The organism is Roseivirga sp. BDSF3-8 (assembly GCF_041449215.1).
Taxonomy (GTDB): domain Bacteria; phylum Bacteroidota; class Bacteroidia; order Cytophagales; family Cyclobacteriaceae; genus JBGNFV01.
Genome location: NZ_JBGNFV010000001.1, coordinates 4,855,312 through 4,876,262 on the forward strand (window position 1 = coordinate 4,855,312; position 20,951 = coordinate 4,876,262).

Here is a 20,951-nt window from a genome sequence, read left to right on the forward strand (position 1 = left end):
CAAATGTCTTTTTCCTCTTTCCCTTATGCACAGGCCATTGCCTGCTCCTGCTCACGTACCAGCGCCTCACCGTGCGCACGAATCATCCCTATGATCTCCTCCATCACCGATACAGGTGTCTGAGGATTTAGCAGCGTAAACTTCAGGTACGTCTCCCCGTACACCTTTGTGCCAGCTATCAATGACCGGCCGCTTGCAAACATCCGCTTACGAATCCCTGCATTCAGTTCATTTAGATTTACCTCTTGCTTGTCCCCTTCCCCTACAGGGCAGTAGCGAAATACGATGGCACTTATCTCCGGCCGGTGCAGTACCTCAAAGTCCCGAGCCTCCCGCAGCAGGCCAGCCGTCTCCTGCGCCAGTTCCACTATCCTGTCTATATAGCGCCCCAGTTCACTACGTCCCATCGTCCGCAGCGTCATCCATAACTTCAGCGCATCAAAGCGCCGCGTAGTCTGCAGGCTCTTGCTCACCATATTTGGCACCCCTGCCCGCTCCTGCTCCTTAGGATTCAGGTAGTCTGCATGGTAGCTTATGTGCCGCACATGCTGCCTGTCCCGCATAAAGAAGCCACTCGCACATACCGGCAAAAAGAATGTCTTGTGATAGTCTATCGTAGCAGAGTCCGCCTCCTCTATACCAGTCAGTTTCTCCTTATGCAGGTCGCTTAGCATCAGGCCCCCGCCATACGCCGCATCCACATGAAACCACAGACCATACTCACGCGCCATCTGAGCTATGCTCCTCAGCGGATCTATCGAACCAAAGTCCGTCGTACCCGCTGTGCCCACCACCGCTATCGGTATATTCCCTATCGCCCGTTGCATCTCTATCGCTTCACGCAGCGCCGTCATGTCCATCCGGTAGCAGTCGTCCGCTGCCACCTGCACCACCGCATGTTGTCCCAGCCCCAGCAGGCTCGCCGCCTTCTGTATGCTGAAATGGCTCATCTCTGAGCAGAATATCCGGAATCGAGAACTATCCACTGGCAGGCCACCGATCTTTGCGCTGTCACCATAGCGGCTGCTGATATAGTGGTCACGTGCCAGTAGCATCCCCATAAGGTTACTCTGAGTACCACCGCTCGTAAATATCCCCTCCCCATCTTCCGGAAAACCTATTCCGTCCAGTGTCCAGCGCACCAGCTTCTGCTCCATCAGCGTAGCCCCTATACTTTGGTCCCAGGTGTCCATGCTCGTATTTATCGCACTGCTGATCACCTCCGCCACCAGAGCAGGCATCACCACCGGGCAGTTCAGGTGCGCCACATAGCCCTCATCATGAAAGTATATGCAGTCATCCATATACAGGCGCTGCACCTCCTCCAGGCACTCATCCATAGAGACCCCCTGCTCAAAATCTGCCGGACCGTGCCGGTCAAACTTCTCACCTACCTCCGCCAGCGACGCCCCCGTAAAAGGCCTCTCCGTTTTGTTCATTTGGCTGATTACCGCGTCCACCGCCTGTAGTATTCCCTGGCGGTAGCCCATCATATTAGACGGTGCAAACAAATGCCTGTATGGCACACCCTCCGGCGCCTTATGTATGGTTGGTTTTATGGCTGCAACTATCATAGTATCACTGTCAAAGCCCTGTCAATCAAGATCATGGGCCTATGGAATTTATTTAGAATGATTTTAAATAGTAATCGACAGCCGCAAAAGTATAGCCACAGACCAGCCCCTCCAATCGCCCATCTGAGGTATAAATGAGGTAATTACAAGTGGTCAGTTTGGGGTAGACTTATGCTGTGTTTAGGGTAGGTAAGCACTGAACAAATGGAGATAGACCCCAATAATTCCAGACCTACCCTGAAGTACGTCTATATAAAAAAGGAAGCCCTCTGAGCTTCCTGCATTTTCGAACAAAGGCCTGCAAAACCTAGTCTCCCTTCCGGCCCACCCATGTAGGGGTAGGTCAAAAATGTTGACGCGAAGAGGGCTGTTATCAACCTAAGAGTAAATCCATACTACCACGGGCTTGTATCCAGTGGTTACAATTTACGGGAGGTTGTACCTCCCTGTGCAGGATGTTATTGATTTCACCGAGCTCTGTAATTAGTGACTAGCCTTTTGATAAGGAGTAATATAGAAGCTTAGCTTGACAGCTATAGCCAAAGGGTTTTAGTCCATTTACATGCTTAACATGACGCCGCTGCCCCTGGGGAAAGGTCCGATTTTCAGGGATGGGACCGGCACTCTGCCAGGTCGGCATATCCGGGTAGAAATAGCATAAGAACTAGTAGTATTGATGTAAAGGGACATGATGCAAGACCCTCTAAAGTCTGACCTATTCCCCCTTCCGGCCCACCATACAAGGGTAGTTTACAAATGTTGACGCGAAGGGGCCCGACGCACCAAAATCATTATTATATGATGATTTTTCTGTCGGAGGATGTATCGCTGAGGGAATTCCAGAAAGATGTAGTATTGATTTCGATACCAGCATAATGCCCTGGTTAAAATCTATATTACCAGGTGTTAATCAGGACTATCATTCACTATTGGAATGTATTACATTGCAGAATCATTGATCCTAGTACCTAAAAGCCCCCAATTAACTGATAATACACTTCAACCTATGAATCCATCTGATAAGTTAAAATCCATACAAGACCATTTGTATACCTCTGAGGATGGAGACCAATACACCATCGAATTACTGGGTGGTATGAAGTCTAAAGAGATTCAAAACCTTAAAAATAGCCTTCCGAATCAATACCTACCTCCGGAAATTGAAGAACTGCTTACATTTAGCAAAGGCTTTATATTTAATGAGCTTGACGAAATCCGTTTCGATGCTTTCGGGTATTTCGGTTTTGAAGAGGTATTCCCCTACTCCATTCAGCTTGCAGGGGATGGGTTTGGCAATTTCTGGATACTGGATATTGATTCGGAAGGTAATTGGAAAGAAGTATATTATGTGGGGCATGACCCTGCTGTTATCGTAAAACACTCAGAGAACCTTAGCCAATTCATCGCGCATATTGATGAATTCGGAATAGCTGGAGAGAACTCACACCTTGCAACTATCCATGACCAGGCAGTCTATCAAATATGGAATGAGGAATCTGGTATGATGGAGGACGATACAGGGTCTTACCTTTTCGAAACCCCTAAAGAGTTACCCGAATCCTATTGGATAGCAAACCTGAAAGACAAACCAATAGGTACCGGGTTTGCATGGGGAAAGTTCGGTCACGGTGCTGAGATAGTCCGGCCTGGGGACGACCCCATTTGGGTGATTGAGAAGAAGAAAAGGCAAGGCTTCTTTTATAAGCTTTTTGGGCTGGGTAAAAGGTAGTCTGAGATGCCTAACTAGTACGTTATACTTCGAGTAAATTTTTTAGCAAAAGACGCGTACCACACCCTATTCCCAATTTTCACTATCTTTACATTACCTAAATCAGAAACATGTACGCACTCAGCGATCTTCAGAAGCAGGAACGTAAAGCCTCCTACCTTGCCATACTTCTTTTGGGGGTAATCTCTGCCATTTTCCTTGCGGTGGCCCTGTCTTTTGGAGCCGGTGAGCCACTTCCTATGGTTTACGGAGCAATAGGAATTGTCCTGTTGCTATTCATCATTTACCTACGTGTCCGCATGAAAAGTGAGCTCAACCAGGGCTATGATATACAGGATGGCAAACTCAGGTTTTACCGTAATGGCGTATTGAAAGAAGAAGTCCCTATTGAGCACATAACCACTATCACACACTACCTCAAAAGCGGTATTTACGAATTTAGCTACGATGGAGCTTATATCACAGAGGCTTTCCCCTATACACCTGATATTTTGAAGCAAATAAAGGAAATCAACCCTCACATAGAACAAAAAACTAACTGGGAGTGGTACTCCATCACATTCAGATATTTGTTCAAGTATTAGATAGGGGTAAGGGATTTTCTATATAAAGCCTCATGGCTACGAGCTTGCCACCCCGGCTTTGCGACCCCTTCCCCTCACCAATGCGCCTGGGGATCACAAATGCTGACGCGAAGGGGGTTGGCGCTAAATTAGCAATTCCCCGCCCCATGGGCGGGGGCAGAAGGAAAAAGGTGACACACTTTTTCCTTCAGGGGCGGGATCGGCACACTGCTGGGCCGGCATGCCGATAAGAATAACATTGAAAATTGGGTAACAATGATGTGTAGGGCCATTCTTGGAAGACCCTCCGGCATATCGGTACGGGAAGTTGCCTCTAGTGAGAAAGTGGTGGTACGTTTTCTTAGCCGTCCCGAAAGTTTGACCCTATTCCCATTTCCACCTTCCCATCCCCTTGAAGATTACAAATGTCGCCGTAAAGGGGCTGACCTACAAAAGTCATTTGATATAATAAATTTCCCGTCGGGGATGTAACCAGGCAGCCATAATTAAAAGCCTCCTACTCACCCTTCAGCAGTGCCTTGATAAGCTCCGTATTGCTGCGTACGTTCATCTTTTTCATAATGTTCTTCTTATGCGTACGCACCGTGTGCACACTCAGGTAAAGTTGTGCCGCTATTTCTTTGGCCGATTTCCCTTCCGCTATCAGCGCCGTAATTTCACCCTCACGACGGGTAAGGCATGTGGGAAGGCAGCGATCCGGCGTGCCTGCCTGTATGCTTTGCTCCAGCAGAAGATCCAGTATTTTACTACAAAAAGCCTTCTTTCCCTTCAGCACCATTTCTACCGCCCAGCGTACTTCCTCCTCCCCGCAGTCCTTTGTCAGGTATCCGCTCACTCCATACGACAACACCTGCATGATGGTGGCCCGGTCCGTGTCTGAGGAAAACACCAGCACAGGCAGCTTAGGGTATGACTTACGAATTACCTGTACATCAGCCCGGGAAAAAGCCCCTGGCTGGTTATAGTCCATCATTACCAAGGCAATATCACCAGTAGCCAGACAGTCTTGCAGCGAAGCTGCGTCATCCGGCTCTGCCACTACAGTAATACCCTCCTGTTCCTGCAGTATGGCCTTCAGACCGGTGATAAATACAGGTTGGGCATCGGCTATTACAGCAGATTTCATAGCGGGCAGGGTATAGGTATGATCAGACGTTCTCTTTCATTTTGGGGCGTTTCATAGAAAGCTTTGCCGCAGCCTTCTTTTTTCCTGTCTTTTGCGGCGTTGCGCGTTTTTCGCCTTTCTTTTTGCGCCGGCCGCGCCAGATCATGAAGCCCGTTACCGGCAGTGAGGCAGCAACAAGGCTCGCAAAGAATGCCAGCAGTTTGCCTGCAAATCCAAATATGCCCCCCGTGTGAATGTCGTAATTCATACGGATAATCTTTTCTGCTACAGAGGCTTTCGTAAATGGCTTTGTCCGGAAGTACGCCTTATCATCGATACGTTCCGCCGTATACTGGTCGAAGTAGTGATACTGCAACTCAGAAAAGGTGCCATCAGTACGGCTCGTCAGCACATAAATGGGGGCCGTATCCGTAGTAGGTAGCAGCACCATGCTGCCATACCCCTGCGGCAATGAGCCATGCACCGTACGCCAGGCCTTATCCACCGGATTCGCCACTGCTGTCCTGGCCTCCGGATCACTCACCGGATACACCTCCTCATAGTCCCCGCCACCAGCCAGCCAGTAAACTGACTCCTTCATCCATCCATAGGCAAAAACCAGTCCCGTGATCGTCACAAACAGTGACACCCAAGTCATATAAAAGCCCAGTACATTATGCAGGTCATAGTTCTTTCGGCGCCAGCGGGCATTCCACTTTACAGTAAAGCGCTGCTTACGGCCCGCCTTATTCTTTGGCCACCATAGGATTATGCCCGATACCAGCATGATGAAAAAGATGATGGTACTGATGCCTACAATATGCTCACCGTAAGGCAGTAGCAAAGTCATATGCAGGTACAGGATGATCGTAAAGAAGTCCTGCCGCATATTCTTTACCTTCAGCACCTCCCCTGTATAGGGATTCAGGTAGGTAGTGTAATATTCTCCATCCTTCAAAAAGAGGACATAGGCCGCACGTTCCTGCGTCTCATAGTATACCCGTGAGGCACTTCGCCCCTCCAGAGCCTCCTCCGCCCTTTCCACCAAAATCGATGGCGGTAAGTAGGCAGCATCCTGGGCTTCCACATAACGATAGTCCTGCGTCAGATCCTGTATCTCTTTCTGAAACGCATAGATACATCCTGTGATGGAGACGATAAAAACCACAAGTCCCGAACTGAGGCCCAGTACCAGGTGCAGTTTACCTACGATTTTTTTAAAGGAAAGTGTCATATGAAAAAATATGGCCGGACAGGGCAAAAGCAGAGGGTTCGTGGTTGGCTTTTGATAATGACCACGAGCCCCGTCCGGCTCATGATTAGGTTACTTATTCATTTTCTTCCAGGTGGAATATCCCCTTAGCATAGTTCCCCTCTATCGTAGCACCTTTCTGTGCCGTAGCCGTCTCAGGGTCTACGATATAGATGTTTGCCCCACTGGCATTACTGATGTTCAGGTATACATGACCGTCATGTACCAGGTGCGCCATGCCCCATGAGCCACCATGCAAGGGTATCTCCTGTACTTCGGTTACCGTCATTGCCTCCAGGTCCACCACAGCCGTGCGACACATAGGGTTTTCAGTATTAGGTGCATAGGTTCCCCATAGTACATTGTCTTCTACAACCATGCGTACTACCGCTTTGCCATTACCGGCATACACCATGTCATTGATCTTATAGCCGCCGCTCGCCTGCTCAAAGTTGAAGAAGTAATTCTCGTCAAACTCAGTTTCACCTGCATTAATGCGCAGGATGCCGCTTGGCTTAGAAGGGACAGGCGCATAGCCGCTAGCCAGTGAAGACGAACTAAAGCTGTAAAGGTCCCCGTTCTCATCTTCCACCAGACCCGTGAAACTGCTGTAGATACCGATATCACTGGTGCGAGGGTCTGCAATGTGCTTTTCAAACTCCAGCCCGGGATAGCTGTATACCGCTATGCGAGCACTGTCCGAGTTTGGTGTGCTGAAGTCACCACGTGTATGCAGCAGATAATAAGGGATAAAGAGCTTGTCACCCCGTACCTTAAGGGCAGTAGGCCACGCCACCAGCGAATCGGCCCGGCGCTCGTCTATCAGGATGTTCTTAGACTCAGTGATAGACATACTCTCCGTGTTGATCACATTCAGCACGCGAGGTTCGAATCCTGCACGTGGCACACCAATACCCAGCACCGTACTGTTATCTACCAGCCCGTAATTGTATATGTCTGTTGTGAACACGAAGCGGCCTCTTTCACTTAACTGTCCGTTCTCCAGCTCATACCCAATGCACGAAGGCTCGCCGCTGCTCGTACCCGAGCTTAGTACCACGTCGCCTGCATTAAAGAAGTAACGCCAGCCGATCTGCTCCTCACCCTGACCTATAGGCGATACCGTACCCGTCATCACCGTGTCCTTTGTCACCAGTACGTCCGAGCCGCTCGGAGACTCCACCGCCACCACAAACTTACTGTCCGGAGTGTCGATCGGATCCGTAGGATCAATATTATCATCATCGCCGCAGGATGCCAGTGTCGCAGCCGCAGCCAGCATCATTAAGTAGTGTCTGTACTTCGAAAAAATCATGATATAGTCAGTGTTTATTATTTAGTATTTGGAAATGAAATAGCGTGCTTTCAGGCTAAAAGCTCTGCCTGGTTTCTGCAGGTTGAAATTGTCATATACATCCGCATCCCACAGGTTGCTGATAGTAAATGAAAGATTGTAACGGCCATTGTCTATCGAATACACCAGCTCCACATTCTGCGTAAGCTGCTCCGGTATCACATTTTTACTTTCACGGCTTCCCTGGCTTGGCCAGAACAGGTAGTACTCGTGCACATAGCGCTGGATGGAAGCAATCGAAAAGGCGTCGTCTTTCTGGAAAAGATCCGGTATACGATAGCTCAGGACTACATTACCGAACAGGTACGGAATATTAGGCACCCGGTCACCGTTATAAGGATCTCGCGTACCCCCAACCACCCCCTGCAGCCACTCAGAAGTATTGCGTATATCCTGGTACGTGAAGTTCAGGCCAGCATTAAAGCGCTCATTGTAACGGTAGTTCAGCGTCATGTCAACCCCTTTCGTAGATACACTCGCCTCGTTCACGTAGTTGCTCAGAATGCCCCGGCTCTCTACCCGAATGAAGTCCTCAGAATCACGGTAGAAAAAGTTTCCTTCTGCGTGAATCTGGTGCTTTAGTGCAGGAGCATTACTGATCCGGAAGCCCAGGTTTACATTATGGCTTGATTCTGGTCCCAGCGTAGGGTTAGGCACCACCAGCAGGCCGTTGCCAAATAGCTCCAGTGGCTCTGGATAGCGGATCGTGCGTTCATAAGATAGCTTTACCTGCGCCGCAGGACTTACCTGGTACGTACTTGCCGCTCCAAAACCGAAGCGGTCAATCTGCTTTTCAAATAAATTCTTCTCTTCCCCGTTCCAGCTCGTTTCCAGTGAGTTAAGAGTGAAAAAGTAATTTTTTATGAAGAAGGTATTGTTCAGCTTCTCCTCCCAGAAGTGCTGGCTGTATGATAAGCCCAGCACCTTCTTGTCCGTGGTGCTTGGTTCACTGAACTGTGTCGCATTCTGTGGATGGTAGTCGTCCTCCCCCTCGCGTGTCAGTCGGTTTACTGAAAAATTGGCCGCCACCATGTGGTTATTGGCAAAGCGGTACTGAATATTCGTATTAGATAGGAAGTTTCTGTCCTCCAGCAGGAAGCGCGACTTTCGCCCGGCTTCACCTGTAGTCGGGTGCTGATTTTCCAGCCGTCCCCCTAGCCAGTCATAACGGTGGCTGCTTGTGTCCGTCGTTAATTGCTCACGACGCACCATCACCGCATACGTATTAATATCCAACCCTTTAATAATATCCCGCTTGCGGTAGGTCAGGTTTCCGATGAGGCTGTTCTCCTCCTGCGTCACCTCACCCAGCGGCGGGTTATACGTAGATGAACCGTAAGTCTGCTGTATCTCATTAAAGTTATCCGAATACAAAACACCCAGCATCAGCTCATCCGCCCAGCTCTTTTGCATTACGCCCCCTTCTACCTGCACCATCGCTGAACGATAGCCATCATGAAAGCGCTCCACCTCGGTAGGCTCCTCTTCTGGTACGCCCCCCTCACCTATCAGGCGCACGTCTATGTCGTAATTATTATCCGTCTTATTATAAAATGACCTTGTGCGGAACGTTAGCCCTGTATTGGTGTCGTACATCTGGGCATTTACCGCGGCCCGGTGTGTATTAAAGGATCCGTAAGCGTAGCTTGCATCAAGAAAGTCACCCGGTGTACGGTTGGTCACCACATTGATGGCTCCGCCCAGTGCATCCGAAGAAAGATGGATCGGCACCACCCCTTTGTACACCTCCACCTGCTGGATCAGGTTTGCCGGGAAGTTATTTAGCGTAAGTGCATTCCCAAAATAGTCCATCGGAACCCCATCGATAAAGGTCCGTACCTGGTTGCCGCTCAGTCCGTTTAGTGACAGTGTAAAGCCTGAGCCCAGGCCGCCTTCCTCCCTGAGGTTAATACCTGATACCCGGTTCAGTATCTGGTTTACATCTGTACTTACATCCCTGAAGCCCTTAGCCTCTATCACTTCTACATTATATGCCTGCTCCCTGAGTTCCTCGGCCTTCGTTTTACCAAATACTACTACCTGATCCAACTCTGTAATGTCCTCGCTTAGGATTACATTAACTGTCAGAGTTTCACCAGCTTTCAGGCTTACCTCCTTTTCCTCCCTCACATACCCCATGCCTGATATGATGAGAACATGCCTACCGGCGGGCACCCCGGTAATAGTGTATCGTCCATTCGCTGCGGTGGCCGCGCCAGTAGAAGGCTTATCCTGTAGTTGTACAGTTATACCGACTAGCTCCTCTCCTTCCGTTCCTGTCACCTGGCCCGTAATTGCCCCTGATTGAGCCATTGCCGGAAAGGCAATCATTATAGCCAATGCGTATAGTAGTAGTGATCTCATTCGTTATCCTTATTTAGACTTAATCTAAATCATTGCAAAAATAGGAATCGGTTGCGTACCTGCAAATAAATTTTTGGATAAGCTGAGTCGCGGCATTAAGAAGTTGGAAAATGTGGGATGATTAAAAGCTCCACCACTGAGCGCAGGAGCATATTTGTGAGAAAATAAGCTGTTAAGTACCAGGAGAAAATATTGATGATTTTAACTACAAATTGATTTATGGGTACCGCTACCTGTTGATATACACTCCAGGGTTCCTTTAGAGGAGGGTCCTTGAGCAGGTTTTGTTCTTAAACCCTCTCTGTGGCACGCTTGTTGATATGTAATTAGCAGATAACCAATTGATTACTAATAGTTCGTAGCTAATGAAAAGTGTAAAGCCCCTTATTTTCACCTTTATCACTCTTCTGAGTATATACCTCTCCCCTCCTGCTCTGGCAAGGCAGCAAAATGATGATGCTGATTCTGTTTGCAACAATGTCCCCAGAGACCTCGGCAACCGGGTTCAGGCAATACAAACCCTGCAGGATACAGAATTTACCTTTGAACAAAGCCTGGAGACCCTACAGGTTTTTGGGGTCAAAAAAGCTACCTATTATAGCTGTGATGGGAATCTGGGTTACCTGGTCGTCAATACTTACCGGCGTAACTACCTTTACGAGAACGTACCGCGGGAATTATGGGAGAATTTTAAAAATGCTTACAGTATAGACGGGTTCTTTACAAAAAATTTAAAATTCAATACGATCTATCTTTACTAAGTCTGCATGCAGACAGATATACTTTCATACCTTCCTGTTTGGAAAAGCGTGTTATGTTTTTAAATAGATTGCTTCATAAGTAAGCACTACTTAACGAGTAAAGCTATCAGTAAATAACTGATTTTCAGGAGTTCATCGAAAACCATTACCATCATTCCCGAATAGTAGCCATCTTTATTTAAGGCTGGCAATTATCTAAGAGAGAGTGCGATCCTGATTGTGTTAAATAAATGGTTTTACTGTGAGGTATTTATCTGTTATTTTTTACTTGCTGCTTTCGCTTTTTGCAGCCTCCTCTTGTGCCAGCCCCTCCTCAAATGAGGTTGAAAGGTTAAATTTAGCCCCTTTTATAAGTTATTATCCCGATAGTAGCGTTGTAGTTTCCCTCGATGAAGTCACCTCTGGAAGACTCGACTCCACTTTTATCACATTAGACAAAACCTCTCCAGCATTCGGTTTTGCAGATTATCCGGTATGGATCAGAATAGATCCTGCTTTCTACAAAAAGCAGGTTGATGACCCTGTCATTCAACTCGAGTATGCCCTTATTCAGCATGTCTGGTTTTACACACTATCTGCTGAGGGAGAATGGCAAGAAAGTCACCAGGGCTATGAGGTAGTACACGGCAATTCGGATCGCAATCAGTACTATAGCATAGGTCTTGCTAAAGTGCACCAAACTACTCCTGTGTATCTGAAGATCCGATCAAGCGGGTCTCTGAGGGTTCCGCTTTTCGTCAGTAGTGCCTCTCGCATTAATACCAATGCCAATAACCGTAGTCTCGTTTTCGGGCTATACTTTGGTGCACTGCTTATGATGGTGCTTTATAACCTTTTCCTATATTCTGCCCTTAGAGACACAAACTACATTTATTATTGTCTCTTCATAACTTCCAATATTATCGCTCAGTGGGTTTACAGTGGCTATATGCACTTTGAATGGCCTATCTTTACCAGCAGGCTGTGGCAAAATCATCTGAGTACCTCTATACTTATTACTACTCTTTTTGCCACCTTGTTCACTATCCACTTTCTCAACACCAGCCGTTTTGCCAAAAAGATGCATAAGCCCCTAGTAATTTTGGCATGGGTATGTGGTGTAGTCGGTTTGTTAAGTCCCTTTCTCGGCTATCGGCTTGCCTTGCTCAGTATGATGTTTACTGTGGCCATAGGCCCGCTTCTCATCTGGGTAGCTAGTATCATCACATTGCGTAATAAGAACAAATCTGCCCGGTATTATCTGGGAGGCTGGACTGTATACCTGCTATGTTCCACAGTTGTCAGTCTACAGGCCGCGCAATTACTTCCGGAAGGCACCTTGGCAGATAACTTTGTCAGATTAGGGGCTGTTATTGAAGCTCTCCTCCTTTCCCTGGCCCTTGCTGATAGAATTCAGATACTGCGCCGCGAAAAAGAAGAGGCCAGGGCGAGGCTTATTAAAAACGTGCGCGAAAATGAGCAGAATGCTCAAAAACAAAACCAGCTACTTGAGCAAATGGTAGATGAGCGTACCAGAGAGTTGCAGGATAAACAGGAGGAAGTACTCACCCAGGCAAAAGTGATAGAGGAACAGAATGTTCGCCTTTACAAACACTCCGAAGAACTGGAAAGCCTGGTAAAGAAACGTACCCGGGCTTTGGCCGAGTCTAACCTGGAGCTGGTTAAGCAAAACGTCCGGCTGGAGCAGTACGCGTATATCACCTCTCACAACCTTCGCGGCCCCCTCGCCAACCTCATGGGGGTTCTGAATGTATTTGACCGTGATGACCTTTCAAACCCCGTAAACCGTGATTGTATAAGGCACCTGGACAAGGCGACAGATAACCTCGAAGCCGTCATTAAGGATCTTAACAAGATACTGAATCTTAAAAATGATCTTAGTCAGGTATATGAAACTATCGAGCTTGAGCCATTTATCTCCAACCTGGTAGATCGTACCACTACCGCCTTTCATCAGAAGGAAGTGAATGTATATCTTGAACTGGAAGAAGGGCTGATGATGACCACTATTCCAACCTACCTGTACAGTATTCTTTATAACCTGATAAGCAATAGCATTAAGTACAGAGCCCTGGATCGACCTACAAAAATCACTATAGGCACCCATAGTATCAATGGTAAACTGGAGATATTTGTAGAGGATAATGGCCTCGGTATAGATATGGACAGGTTTGGGGATAAGCTTTTTGGGCTGTATCAACGCTTTCACCTCCACCGGGAGGGGAAAGGCATAGGGCTCCACCTCGTAAAAACCCAGACAGAAATATTGAGAGGTAGTATTACGGTAGATAGCAAGCAGGGAAAGGGAACACGATTCAGTCTGGTTTTTGATAAGTCACCCGAATTGCCCTGTGTTGATAAAGAAAAAAGAGAAAGGCAGTAGAAGGGTTAAAAAAGAAAAAAAGCTTCGGTAACCCTACCGAAGCTTTATCTAGTGTAGTATGATATTTTTTTGAGTTAGGTTTAGGCAGGTACTGCTACATCAGATACCAACCACTCATATCCTTCGTTATAATCCTCGAACTGACGAATCTCGAGCTTCTCGATTTTCATCACTGTATCTTTAGTAGAGAGTTTAGCGAAAACAAATGAAGGCTGAATAATTGCCTCACGCGTTACACCAAGCTGCACTGTTTTAGGAGTAATCTCTTTTGCAATGAAGTCACTGCTACTGTCGAATGAGCCTTTCATGTTCCGGATATCAGCTAACCAACGCTTGGCGCCCTTATCCTCCATAAGTTCTGTAATACGGGTAAGTGCTCTGCGGAAGTTTTCCTGGCTACCGAAAGCGCCATCCCATACATCACTGATTACCTTATTCTTCTCATCCCAGTAAAGAGATACATATACATCCCCGGTCGAGGTTTTCAACTGGTCGAGCAATTCCATATTTCTCTTGTTTAGTGTTAGTAATTTATGCTTTTGTTTAAGGGGTCATTTTGCTAAATGAACAATCTAATATAGCAGGAAATTATTTTCGACGAAAATTTCACCGGCATTCATCGAATAATCGATAGCACTCGTCGATGTAATTTGTTTGCTTTATAACTTTATTTTTGTTCTGGATTGGATTTAAAAGGCCTGAAATATGTCTGATAACAATATTGTATATCATCAATTGATTGTAATATTTTCTATGAAATTACATTTTATGATAAGTTGTCCCGGCCTTCTTTTATCTTAAGAGAATCAATTATGTCGAAATTTTGTCTATTCCTGTTCTTCTTTTCCTTCCTTTTTATAGCGCCATCGGTGGCGCAGGTGGTTGATAGTCTGCCTGATATGGAGAATATGCTGAATCAGGGCTGGGCGTATCTGGATGGGGCTTCCTATGAAAAAGCCCTCCAAACTTTTGACCAGGTGGTGCGTGAAGAACCCAGAAACGTTGAAGGATATTTTGGAAGAGCGTTTGCCCTCGAGCAATTAGGCCGTGGGGCCGAGGCCCGTATAGCCTACCTTACCGTTCTTGCATTGGACGAAAAGCACTATGAAGCCCGTTTTTACCTCGGTCTCCAGTACCACCAAGCCGGCCTTTATGATGAGGCCATCAAAACACTCTCCACCCTTGTAGACCAGCAGCCTCCGCTCACTAATAGCATTATGTACGAAGTGAGCAGTACCAATGGAGGAATAGAGGGTGTGCATACCCTTGCCGGACGAAATGACCTCATTTTATATCACCGGGCCAGGAGCTACCGCATGGCCAACATGTATGATGAGGCTGTAAGGGATATTGAAAGGGCCTATCGCCAGGCACCGCAGCGTCCCGAATATTTGCACGAAAAAGCATTAATAAGAGAAGCCGAAGGCAATAAAGATGCAGCTGCGGGAATCTACCGGGATATACTTATTGCTTATCCGGCCTACACTGAAGCTATGTATAACCTGACCCGGCTCACTAGCGAAGGCTCAGGGGATTCAGGCGCCGCAAGGCAGGCCTATGGAAAAGTGATAGAAAGCGACAGTAACGCGGTAGAAGCGTGGGCTAGTCGTGGAATTCTTCACTTTGATCAGCAGCAGTATGAAAAGGCAGAGTATGACTTTAAGCAAGCCTTGCTTCTGAATGACGGGGACGAACAGAATTGGATAAATCATGGTATGGCCCAGGAAAAACTGGGACATTTTATGGAAGCCATAAGGGACTTTGAGAAGGCCCTGAATCTGGACCCCCAGAACCTCACCGCTATGCTGCACCTGGGGAATGCCTACCTTAAGCAACGGATGCATCGTAAGGCACTGAGACAATACGAGGACCTGCTCGAGTTGACTCCGGAGCATAGCGGAGCTGCCTATAATAAGGCCATTGCACTCTATAACCTTGGCCAGAAGGGTAGCGCTTGCCGTGCACTGAATGTCGCAGAAGGCCACGGGGCAGATGTAGCTCCCAATTTAAGAAAAAGAGTATGTGGTGGCTGATCTTATAAGAAGGCAAAAACCATTCCCGTAAATCTGAGACCACTACCACAATATTCATAGGTCTCTACCTGTATTATGTTGTATATTTTCCACCCTACACCAGTACAGGCAATTAAATAAAATGAAGAAAACCATTACGACAGCTTTGTTGGTGGCAATCGGCATGTTCTATAGTCAGGATGCCTTGTCCCAGCGAAAGAAATCCAAAAATAAGGAGGAAGTAAAGTCTGCCCTGCCCGCTATGCCCGGCATGGCATTCAGATCTATAGGTCCTGCACTTACCAGTGGCAGGATTTCAGACTTTGCCGTACATCCTGAAGACCGGTCTACCTATTATGTGGCCACCTCAGCCGGTGGTGTCTGGAAAACAGAAAATGCCGGTATTACCTTTACCCCCCTTTTTGACCAGCAGGGTTCCTATTCCATAGGCGTCGTCACTATGGATCCCAATAACCACGATGTGATATGGGTAGGTACAGGCGAAAATAACAATCAGCGTAGTGTTGCTTACGGTGATGGTGTATATAAAAGTGTGGACGGCGGTAATAGCTGGAAGCATATGGGCCTCAAAAACTCAGAGCATATCGGCTCCATTGTAGTAGATCCGCGCGACTCCGATGTGGTATACGTGGCGGCCATTGGTCCCCTGTGGAATGCCGGTGGAGAAAGAGGACTTTATAAAACCACCGATGGGGGTGAAACATGGAACAGGGTGCTCAATATAAGCGAGCATACAGGCATTAATGAGGTGCATATGGACCCGCGTAACCCCGACATACTGTACGCAAGTGCTCACCAGCGTAGAAGACATGTGTTTACCTACATTTCCGGTGGGCCTGAATCCGGCCTGCATCGCTCGATGGATGGCGGTGAAACATGGGAAGAAATCAATAATGGTCTTCCTAATGTGGACCTTGGCCGGATTGGTCTTGACATATCCCCTGCTAACCCTGATATTATCTATGCCATAGTAGAAGCTGCAGATGGCAAAGGCGGTTTTTACCGTAGCACAAACCAGGGTTCAAGCTGGGAGAAACGAGGAGGACACTCCACAAGTGGAAACTACTACCAGGAGATCATTGCCCACCCTACCAATCCTGATGTGGTATACAGCATGGATACGTGGATGAGTGTGACCCGCGACGGTGGTAAGTCTTTTCAGAATGTTGGAGAAAAGTGGAAGCACGTAGATAATCACGCACTATATATTGATCCGGAGCACCCCTCCTATCTGCTGTCCGGGTGTGATGGTGGTATCTACGAAAGCTTTGATGCAGGCCAGACCTGGCGCTTTATGCCTAACCTGCCGGTTACCCAATTCTACAAGGTGGAAGTGGACAATAGTAAGCCCTTCTACTATGTGTATGGTGGTACACAGGACAACTTCAGCCTTGGAGGCCCGAGCCAGACAACCAGCGAAAATGGCATCACCAACAGTGATTGGTTCATCACCAATGGCGGTGATGGGTTTGAAAGTGCCATTGATCCTGAAGACCCTAATATCGTTTATGCACAAAGCCAGTATGGTTACCTGGTCCGCTATGACCGTAGTAGTGGGGAGTCTATAGGTATTAAGCCTAAAGAAGACAAAGGCGAAGATGCGTACCGGTGGAACTGGGACGCTCCTCTCTTTACCAGTAAACATGTACCTGGCAGAATTTACTTTGCCGCCAATAAGGTCTTCCGCAGTGATGACCGTGGCAATAGCTGGACTAAGGTTAGCGAAGACCTCACTCAGCAGATCGACCGTAACAAACTGAAAGTTATGGGACGCGTATGGAGTGTGGATGCCGTAGCCAAAAACCAGTCTACCAGCCCCTATGGTACCATTGTAGCGTTTAGCGAAAGCCCCCTTGATCAGAACTTGCTTGCTGCCGGTACAGATGACGGACTCATCCAGGTCACAGAAAACGGCGGTGATAACTGGCGTAAAATCAGCACGGTATCCGGGGCCCCCGAAAGAAGCTACGTCAATATGGTGCTGTTCTCACAGCATGACCGGAATACCCTGTATGCCGTGTACAACCATCATAAGTATGGCGACTTCAAGCCCTATATTTTCAAATCCACAGACCTTGGCCGTAGCTGGGTAAACCTTTCAGGAACGCTTCCTGAAAGAGGCAGTACCTATGCCATTGCAGAAGATCACGAAGATAAAGACTTGCTGTTTGCGGGTACCGAGTTCGGAGCCTTTTATAGTAAAGATGGCGGAACGAACTGGAATGCACTCAAAGCCGGACTCCCTACTGTAGCTGTGCGCGACCTGGCCATACAGGAAGAAGAGAATGACCTTGTACTGGCCACCTTCGGACGGGGATTCTATGTATTAGATGACTACAGCATTCTGAGAGAGACTACTGACGAATTATTTGCCAAAGATGCTCACTTGTTCAGCGTGGATACCTCCATGATGTTTGTGCAACGTACACCTCTCGGACTGCCTGGCAAAGGCTTCCAGGGCGCCAGCCACTATTATGCTGAGAATCCTGAAGTTGGGGCCACTTTCACTTATTTCATCAAAGAGGGCTTTACCAGTGCCAAAGACAAGCGGATGGAAGCTGAAAGAAAGTCACGCGAATCCATGAAGGATGTATACTATCCTTCGTACGACCAGTTGAAGGCAGAGCAGGCAGAAGAAAAGCCCTCGCTGATGTTTATCGTGTATGATAATCAGGACAATATTGTACGCAAGTTAACAGCGCCAGTCGCTGCCGGCGTTCAACGTATTACCTGGGACCTGCGGTATCCGAGCGTCAATCCCATTGAGCTTAACCCCGCATCTTCTGATAATCCGTTTATTCCGGAAGACAAAGGTATACTCGTTGCTCCCGGAATCTACAAAGTAGGTATGTTCAGAGTAGAGGGCGACCAGATGCAAGAACTATCTGAGCCTGTATCATTTGTAGTACAACAGTTGCCTGGTAGCACCTTACCTGCCACAGACCGTGAAGGAATGCTTACTTTCCAGCGGGAACTGTCTGAGTTGCAGCGTGCCCTAACCAGTGCTTCCAGTACCATACAGGACGTGGAAAAAAGGTTGAAATACCTGAGAGCTGCCGTACTTTCAGTATCCGAGCCTGGCCAGTCCCTTATGGAGCAGTGGAAGAGTATAGAGAAGGAAATAGCGTCGATCAAGACCAAAATGTATGGCGATCAGCTTGCCTCCCAACTGGACATTGATACTCCTCCGTCTATTGCTAACCGTGTATATGGCGTAATTTATGACCATTACGGCTCTACCTCAGACATCACTGAGACGCAAAAGCAACAATTCCGTATTGCAAAAGAGGAATTCGTGCCTGTACTGAATGATCTGAAGCAATTAGTAAATGAGGATCTCGCTCAGCTTGAAGATGCCCTGGAGGATGCAGGCGCACCCTATACGCCTGGCAGACTTCCTGATTACTCTGAAAATTAATAGCAATTATAATCATCAAAAAAGCTTCCCCGGAGGGAAGCTTTTTTCTTTTATGCCTTGTGATGAAGGTTAAAACTCGTATACCTTGCCTGTCACTATAATCACAATGCCTACTGCCGTAGCACTCAACGAGAACGCAAGGACATCAAATAAGTAATATCCCGTAGATAAGGATATAGCCGTAGTACCCAGGCCAGCAACAAAGAGCAGTAGTCCGGCTATTTTAGCTTGTTTCCTAACGGATTTGTTAGATTTGTTAAGGGCTCTGGACGTAATATGGTCATCTATCCGGTCGATTATTTCCCGTATCTCATCATCATCAAACCCTTTTAGCTCCAGGTCTTTACGGATATCTCCGAATGACCGGTCCTGAGAAACCCAGTCAAAGTATAAATCCCAGTTAATAAACTTCGTATTCACCATTATTCTCCCAGCGCATACACAGCAAATGAAGCAAGCCAGTGTTCTCCCGCATAGTCGCCGCTGGCTACATTAGGTAGGGTCTCCATTATGTGCTCGCGGGCAGCATCTGTCAGCACCTCACGCTCCGTCGAACCCTCCGGTAATTTAGAGGCAATCGCTCGCATCGTCCATGCCCTGCTAAGATTAAGTCCATCCAGGTGCACAATTTTCATGTCTGAACGGTCAGATACCATAGCCGGGCTGTAGAGTGACATAGGAGAGGATTCTGGTAGGCCAGGTAGGAAGGCTTGTAGCCATTCCCGGAAAGCCTCTTCATCCAGTACTTTCGACATAAGTTCCGCCTCGTTCAGGCAGGGCGAAAAGAAGTCTTCACCACCCGGCTCATACCCTACGGGACATTCAGTATCGGATAAGAAGTAGTCGCGGGACCTTTTTTCAATCATATTCTCCAGCGCTTCATTGCCAACTGTACGTGCATAATCTAACGCAAAAGATAGTCCGAATGCCGTGTTGGGGTGCACTCCCGTCCGTATTGGATAGGTTTGCCGGGGTAGAAAATCCATGTATTTTGCCACGATCGTATCTACCAATGGGTTCAGGGCACCCTCCCATTCACGGGCCTGGGGAGCATCCCACGTATGTAGCTCTTCTGCCAGTTTTAGTAGCCATGCCCAGCCATATGTACGTTCAAAGTTTCTGCTATAGCGCCTGCCGAAATACTTAGCTTCAGCTTTGATGGTTTCCGGAGTGATATTTTCAGAAATGGCCCGTTTTATTTCTTCCGCTCCTTCCATTCTCGGAAACTTCTTAAGCAGACGAACCAACATCCAGTGGCCGTGTACACTCGAATGCCAGTCGAAGCACCCATAAAACGCCGGGTGCAGATCTGATGGCGAGGTAAGCTCCTTGTCGTCCGTCACCACATGTCCGGTTTTATTCGGGTATTCCAGTTGTATACATTCAAAGGCTAGGGTAGAAAGGTGCGTGGCCCCTTCGGCCGTTAAAGTGAGGTCGCCGCTTTTTGATTCCTTCAGGAATACCGGCTTATTTCCCTGCCGGCCGTAAGTAGTGGCTGATAAAAAAACACCTGCTATTGCAAGCAGGGTACAGCATCTGAGGTGGTTTAGTCCCATTTTATATTTGATATGACTATTGTTCTAGTGTCAAAATTTCATGATTTTAAGTAAAATTTAATCCATTATGAAAAACAATAAGCTTAATCTGAACGATTTCAGGGTAAAAAACTACCTGCTAAGCCCCGAATACCTGAAATCACTACTCTGAGGAGGACAGGCAGAAACTATAAAGTATTGCGACAGTTTCAGGTACACAGATCCATGCTTATGCATGTGAGGTACTCCCTCCTGTATCAACTAATTTGAATGTGATATTTACGAGCTTCCTCCGTGGGAAGCTTTTTTGATATCGTTAGTTTTGGCAAATGGAAAAGTGGCTTTCCGGTTTTGCATCCTCTTACGGAGGAAAATTAAGTATACCCCGCAGCAGTTCCTGGCGTGGTACTACTGACCTCACGTTCAGTAAGTACCAGCTAGTCATTCCCGTAGCGAATCGTAGCCTGGAGATAGAATTTCTATATCGGGAGGCCTACGGCCGCCTGGGCGATCACTACCAGATCAGGGCAACTATGCCGGTTGGTTTGCTGGGTATAAAAAGGGTGTCCATTACTAAAAAAAGCTGGTGGCACATCTTCTATAAAAGTAAAGTCAAAACCGGTATTAAGTCATTTGATACCACCTATGCCGTCAGAGGTGATGAGGCGATAGCCCATAAAATCCTGGATACCGAACGCACCGTAAATACCTTCATTCAAGCCTCTCCCGTGGGCCTCTTCATTCATACTAAAAAAGATCGATCCGCTAAGTTATACGGAGTATATCGTCATATGCCAAAGGAAGAATTAGAGGCTGCCGTTCATATCTTTTACCACCTGGATACGCTCTTTTGATGATG

Annotated in this window: 15 protein-coding genes; 7 read left to right on the forward strand and 8 right to left on the reverse strand. The window is 47.4% G+C overall.

From position 1 onward, the window contains the following. Window positions 1–23 precede the first annotated feature (23 nt). On the reverse strand, window positions 24–1,574 hold the full coding sequence (locus tag AB9P05_RS20090) for an aspartate aminotransferase family protein (RefSeq protein WP_371910630.1): 1,551 nt from the start codon (window positions 1,572–1,574) through the stop codon (window positions 24–26). 1,006 nt (window positions 1,575–2,580) lie between these two features. On the opposite strand from AB9P05_RS20090, the gene AB9P05_RS20095 reads away from it, so the two are divergent. Together AB9P05_RS20095 and AB9P05_RS20100 are read left to right on the forward strand one after the other, a co-directional pair. Next, a complete protein-coding gene (locus AB9P05_RS20095) occupies window positions 2,581–3,303 on the forward strand; it encodes an SMI1/KNR4 family protein (RefSeq protein ID WP_371910631.1) in 723 nt (240 codons plus the stop codon). Between the two features lie 110 nt (window positions 3,304–3,413). Next, a complete protein-coding gene (locus tag AB9P05_RS20100; protein WP_371910632.1) occupies window positions 3,414–3,887 on the forward strand; it encodes a hypothetical protein in 474 nt (157 codons plus the stop codon). A 496-nt stretch (window positions 3,888–4,383) separates the two neighbouring features. Here the strand turns inward: AB9P05_RS20100 and AB9P05_RS20105 are convergent, their stop codons facing one another. The 4 genes from AB9P05_RS20105 to AB9P05_RS20120 all read right to left on the reverse strand — a co-directional run bounded on the left by AB9P05_RS20105 (window position 4,384) and on the right by AB9P05_RS20120 (window position 9,962). Then, window positions 4,384–5,013, reverse strand: coding sequence for a LuxR C-terminal-related transcriptional regulator (locus AB9P05_RS20105; protein ID WP_371910633.1), 630 nt, complete (start codon window positions 5,011–5,013; stop codon window positions 4,384–4,386). 22 nt (window positions 5,014–5,035) lie between these two features. Further along, window positions 5,036–6,226, reverse strand: a complete 1,191-nt coding sequence (locus AB9P05_RS20110) for a PepSY-associated TM helix domain-containing protein (RefSeq protein ID WP_371910634.1) — start codon at window positions 6,224–6,226, stop codon at window positions 5,036–5,038. Window positions 6,227–6,320: 94 nt separating this feature from the next. After that, window positions 6,321–7,559, reverse strand: a complete 1,239-nt coding sequence (locus AB9P05_RS20115; RefSeq protein WP_371910635.1) for a DUF4374 domain-containing protein — start codon at window positions 7,557–7,559, stop codon at window positions 6,321–6,323. 21 nt (window positions 7,560–7,580) lie between these two features. After that, the gene (locus tag AB9P05_RS20120) at window positions 7,581–9,962 is read right to left on the reverse strand and encodes a carboxypeptidase-like regulatory domain-containing protein (RefSeq protein WP_371910636.1); all 2,382 of its coding nucleotides are present in this window, start codon (window positions 9,960–9,962) and stop codon (window positions 7,581–7,583) included. Between the two features lie 365 nt (window positions 9,963–10,327). On the opposite strand from AB9P05_RS20120, the gene AB9P05_RS20125 reads away from it, so the two are divergent. Together AB9P05_RS20125 and AB9P05_RS20130 are read left to right on the forward strand one after the other, a co-directional pair. Continuing rightward, window positions 10,328–10,723 carry a hypothetical protein gene (locus tag AB9P05_RS20125; protein ID WP_371910637.1) on the forward strand — a complete coding sequence of 132 codons (396 nt, stop codon included), beginning with the start codon at window positions 10,328–10,330 and terminating at the stop codon, window positions 10,721–10,723. A gap of 241 nt (window positions 10,724–10,964) precedes the next feature. Further along, window positions 10,965–13,106, forward strand: coding sequence for a 7TM diverse intracellular signaling domain-containing protein (locus AB9P05_RS20130; protein WP_371910638.1), 2,142 nt, complete (start codon window positions 10,965–10,967; stop codon window positions 13,104–13,106). 80 nt (window positions 13,107–13,186) lie between these two features. Here AB9P05_RS20130 and AB9P05_RS20135 read toward each other — a convergent pair whose 3' ends face one another. Beyond that, window positions 13,187–13,612 carry a hypothetical protein gene (locus AB9P05_RS20135; protein WP_371910639.1) on the reverse strand — a complete coding sequence of 142 codons (426 nt, stop codon included), beginning with the start codon at window positions 13,610–13,612 and terminating at the stop codon, window positions 13,187–13,189. Window positions 13,613–13,918: 306 nt separating this feature from the next. Between AB9P05_RS20135 and AB9P05_RS20140 the strand changes: the two genes are divergently transcribed. After that, window positions 13,919–15,139, forward strand: a complete 1,221-nt coding sequence (locus tag AB9P05_RS20140) for a tetratricopeptide repeat protein (RefSeq protein WP_371910640.1) — start codon at window positions 13,919–13,921, stop codon at window positions 15,137–15,139. 121 nt (window positions 15,140–15,260) lie between these two features. After that, complete coding sequence (locus tag AB9P05_RS20145; RefSeq protein ID WP_371910641.1) at window positions 15,261–18,557, forward strand: WD40/YVTN/BNR-like repeat-containing protein; 3,297 nt, start codon at window positions 15,261–15,263, stop codon at window positions 18,555–18,557. A 69-nt stretch (window positions 18,558–18,626) separates the two neighbouring features. Here AB9P05_RS20145 and AB9P05_RS20150 read toward each other — a convergent pair whose 3' ends face one another. Together AB9P05_RS20150 and AB9P05_RS20155 are read right to left on the reverse strand one after the other, a co-directional pair. Continuing rightward, on the reverse strand, window positions 18,627–18,980 hold the full coding sequence (locus AB9P05_RS20150; RefSeq protein WP_371910642.1) for a hypothetical protein: 354 nt from the start codon (window positions 18,978–18,980) through the stop codon (window positions 18,627–18,629). Continuing rightward, window positions 18,980–20,113 (reverse strand): DUF2891 domain-containing protein, encoded by a 1,134-nt coding sequence (locus AB9P05_RS20155; protein ID WP_371910643.1) that lies wholly within the window; start codon window positions 20,111–20,113, stop codon window positions 18,980–18,982. Before AB9P05_RS20155 ends, AB9P05_RS20150 begins: the two co-directional genes overlap by 1 nt. Window positions 20,114–20,421: 308 nt before the next feature. On the opposite strand from AB9P05_RS20155, the gene AB9P05_RS20160 reads away from it, so the two are divergent. Continuing rightward, window positions 20,422–20,946 (forward strand): hypothetical protein, encoded by a 525-nt coding sequence (locus AB9P05_RS20160; protein ID WP_371910644.1) that lies wholly within the window; start codon window positions 20,422–20,424, stop codon window positions 20,944–20,946. Window positions 20,947–20,951 lie beyond the last annotated feature (5 nt).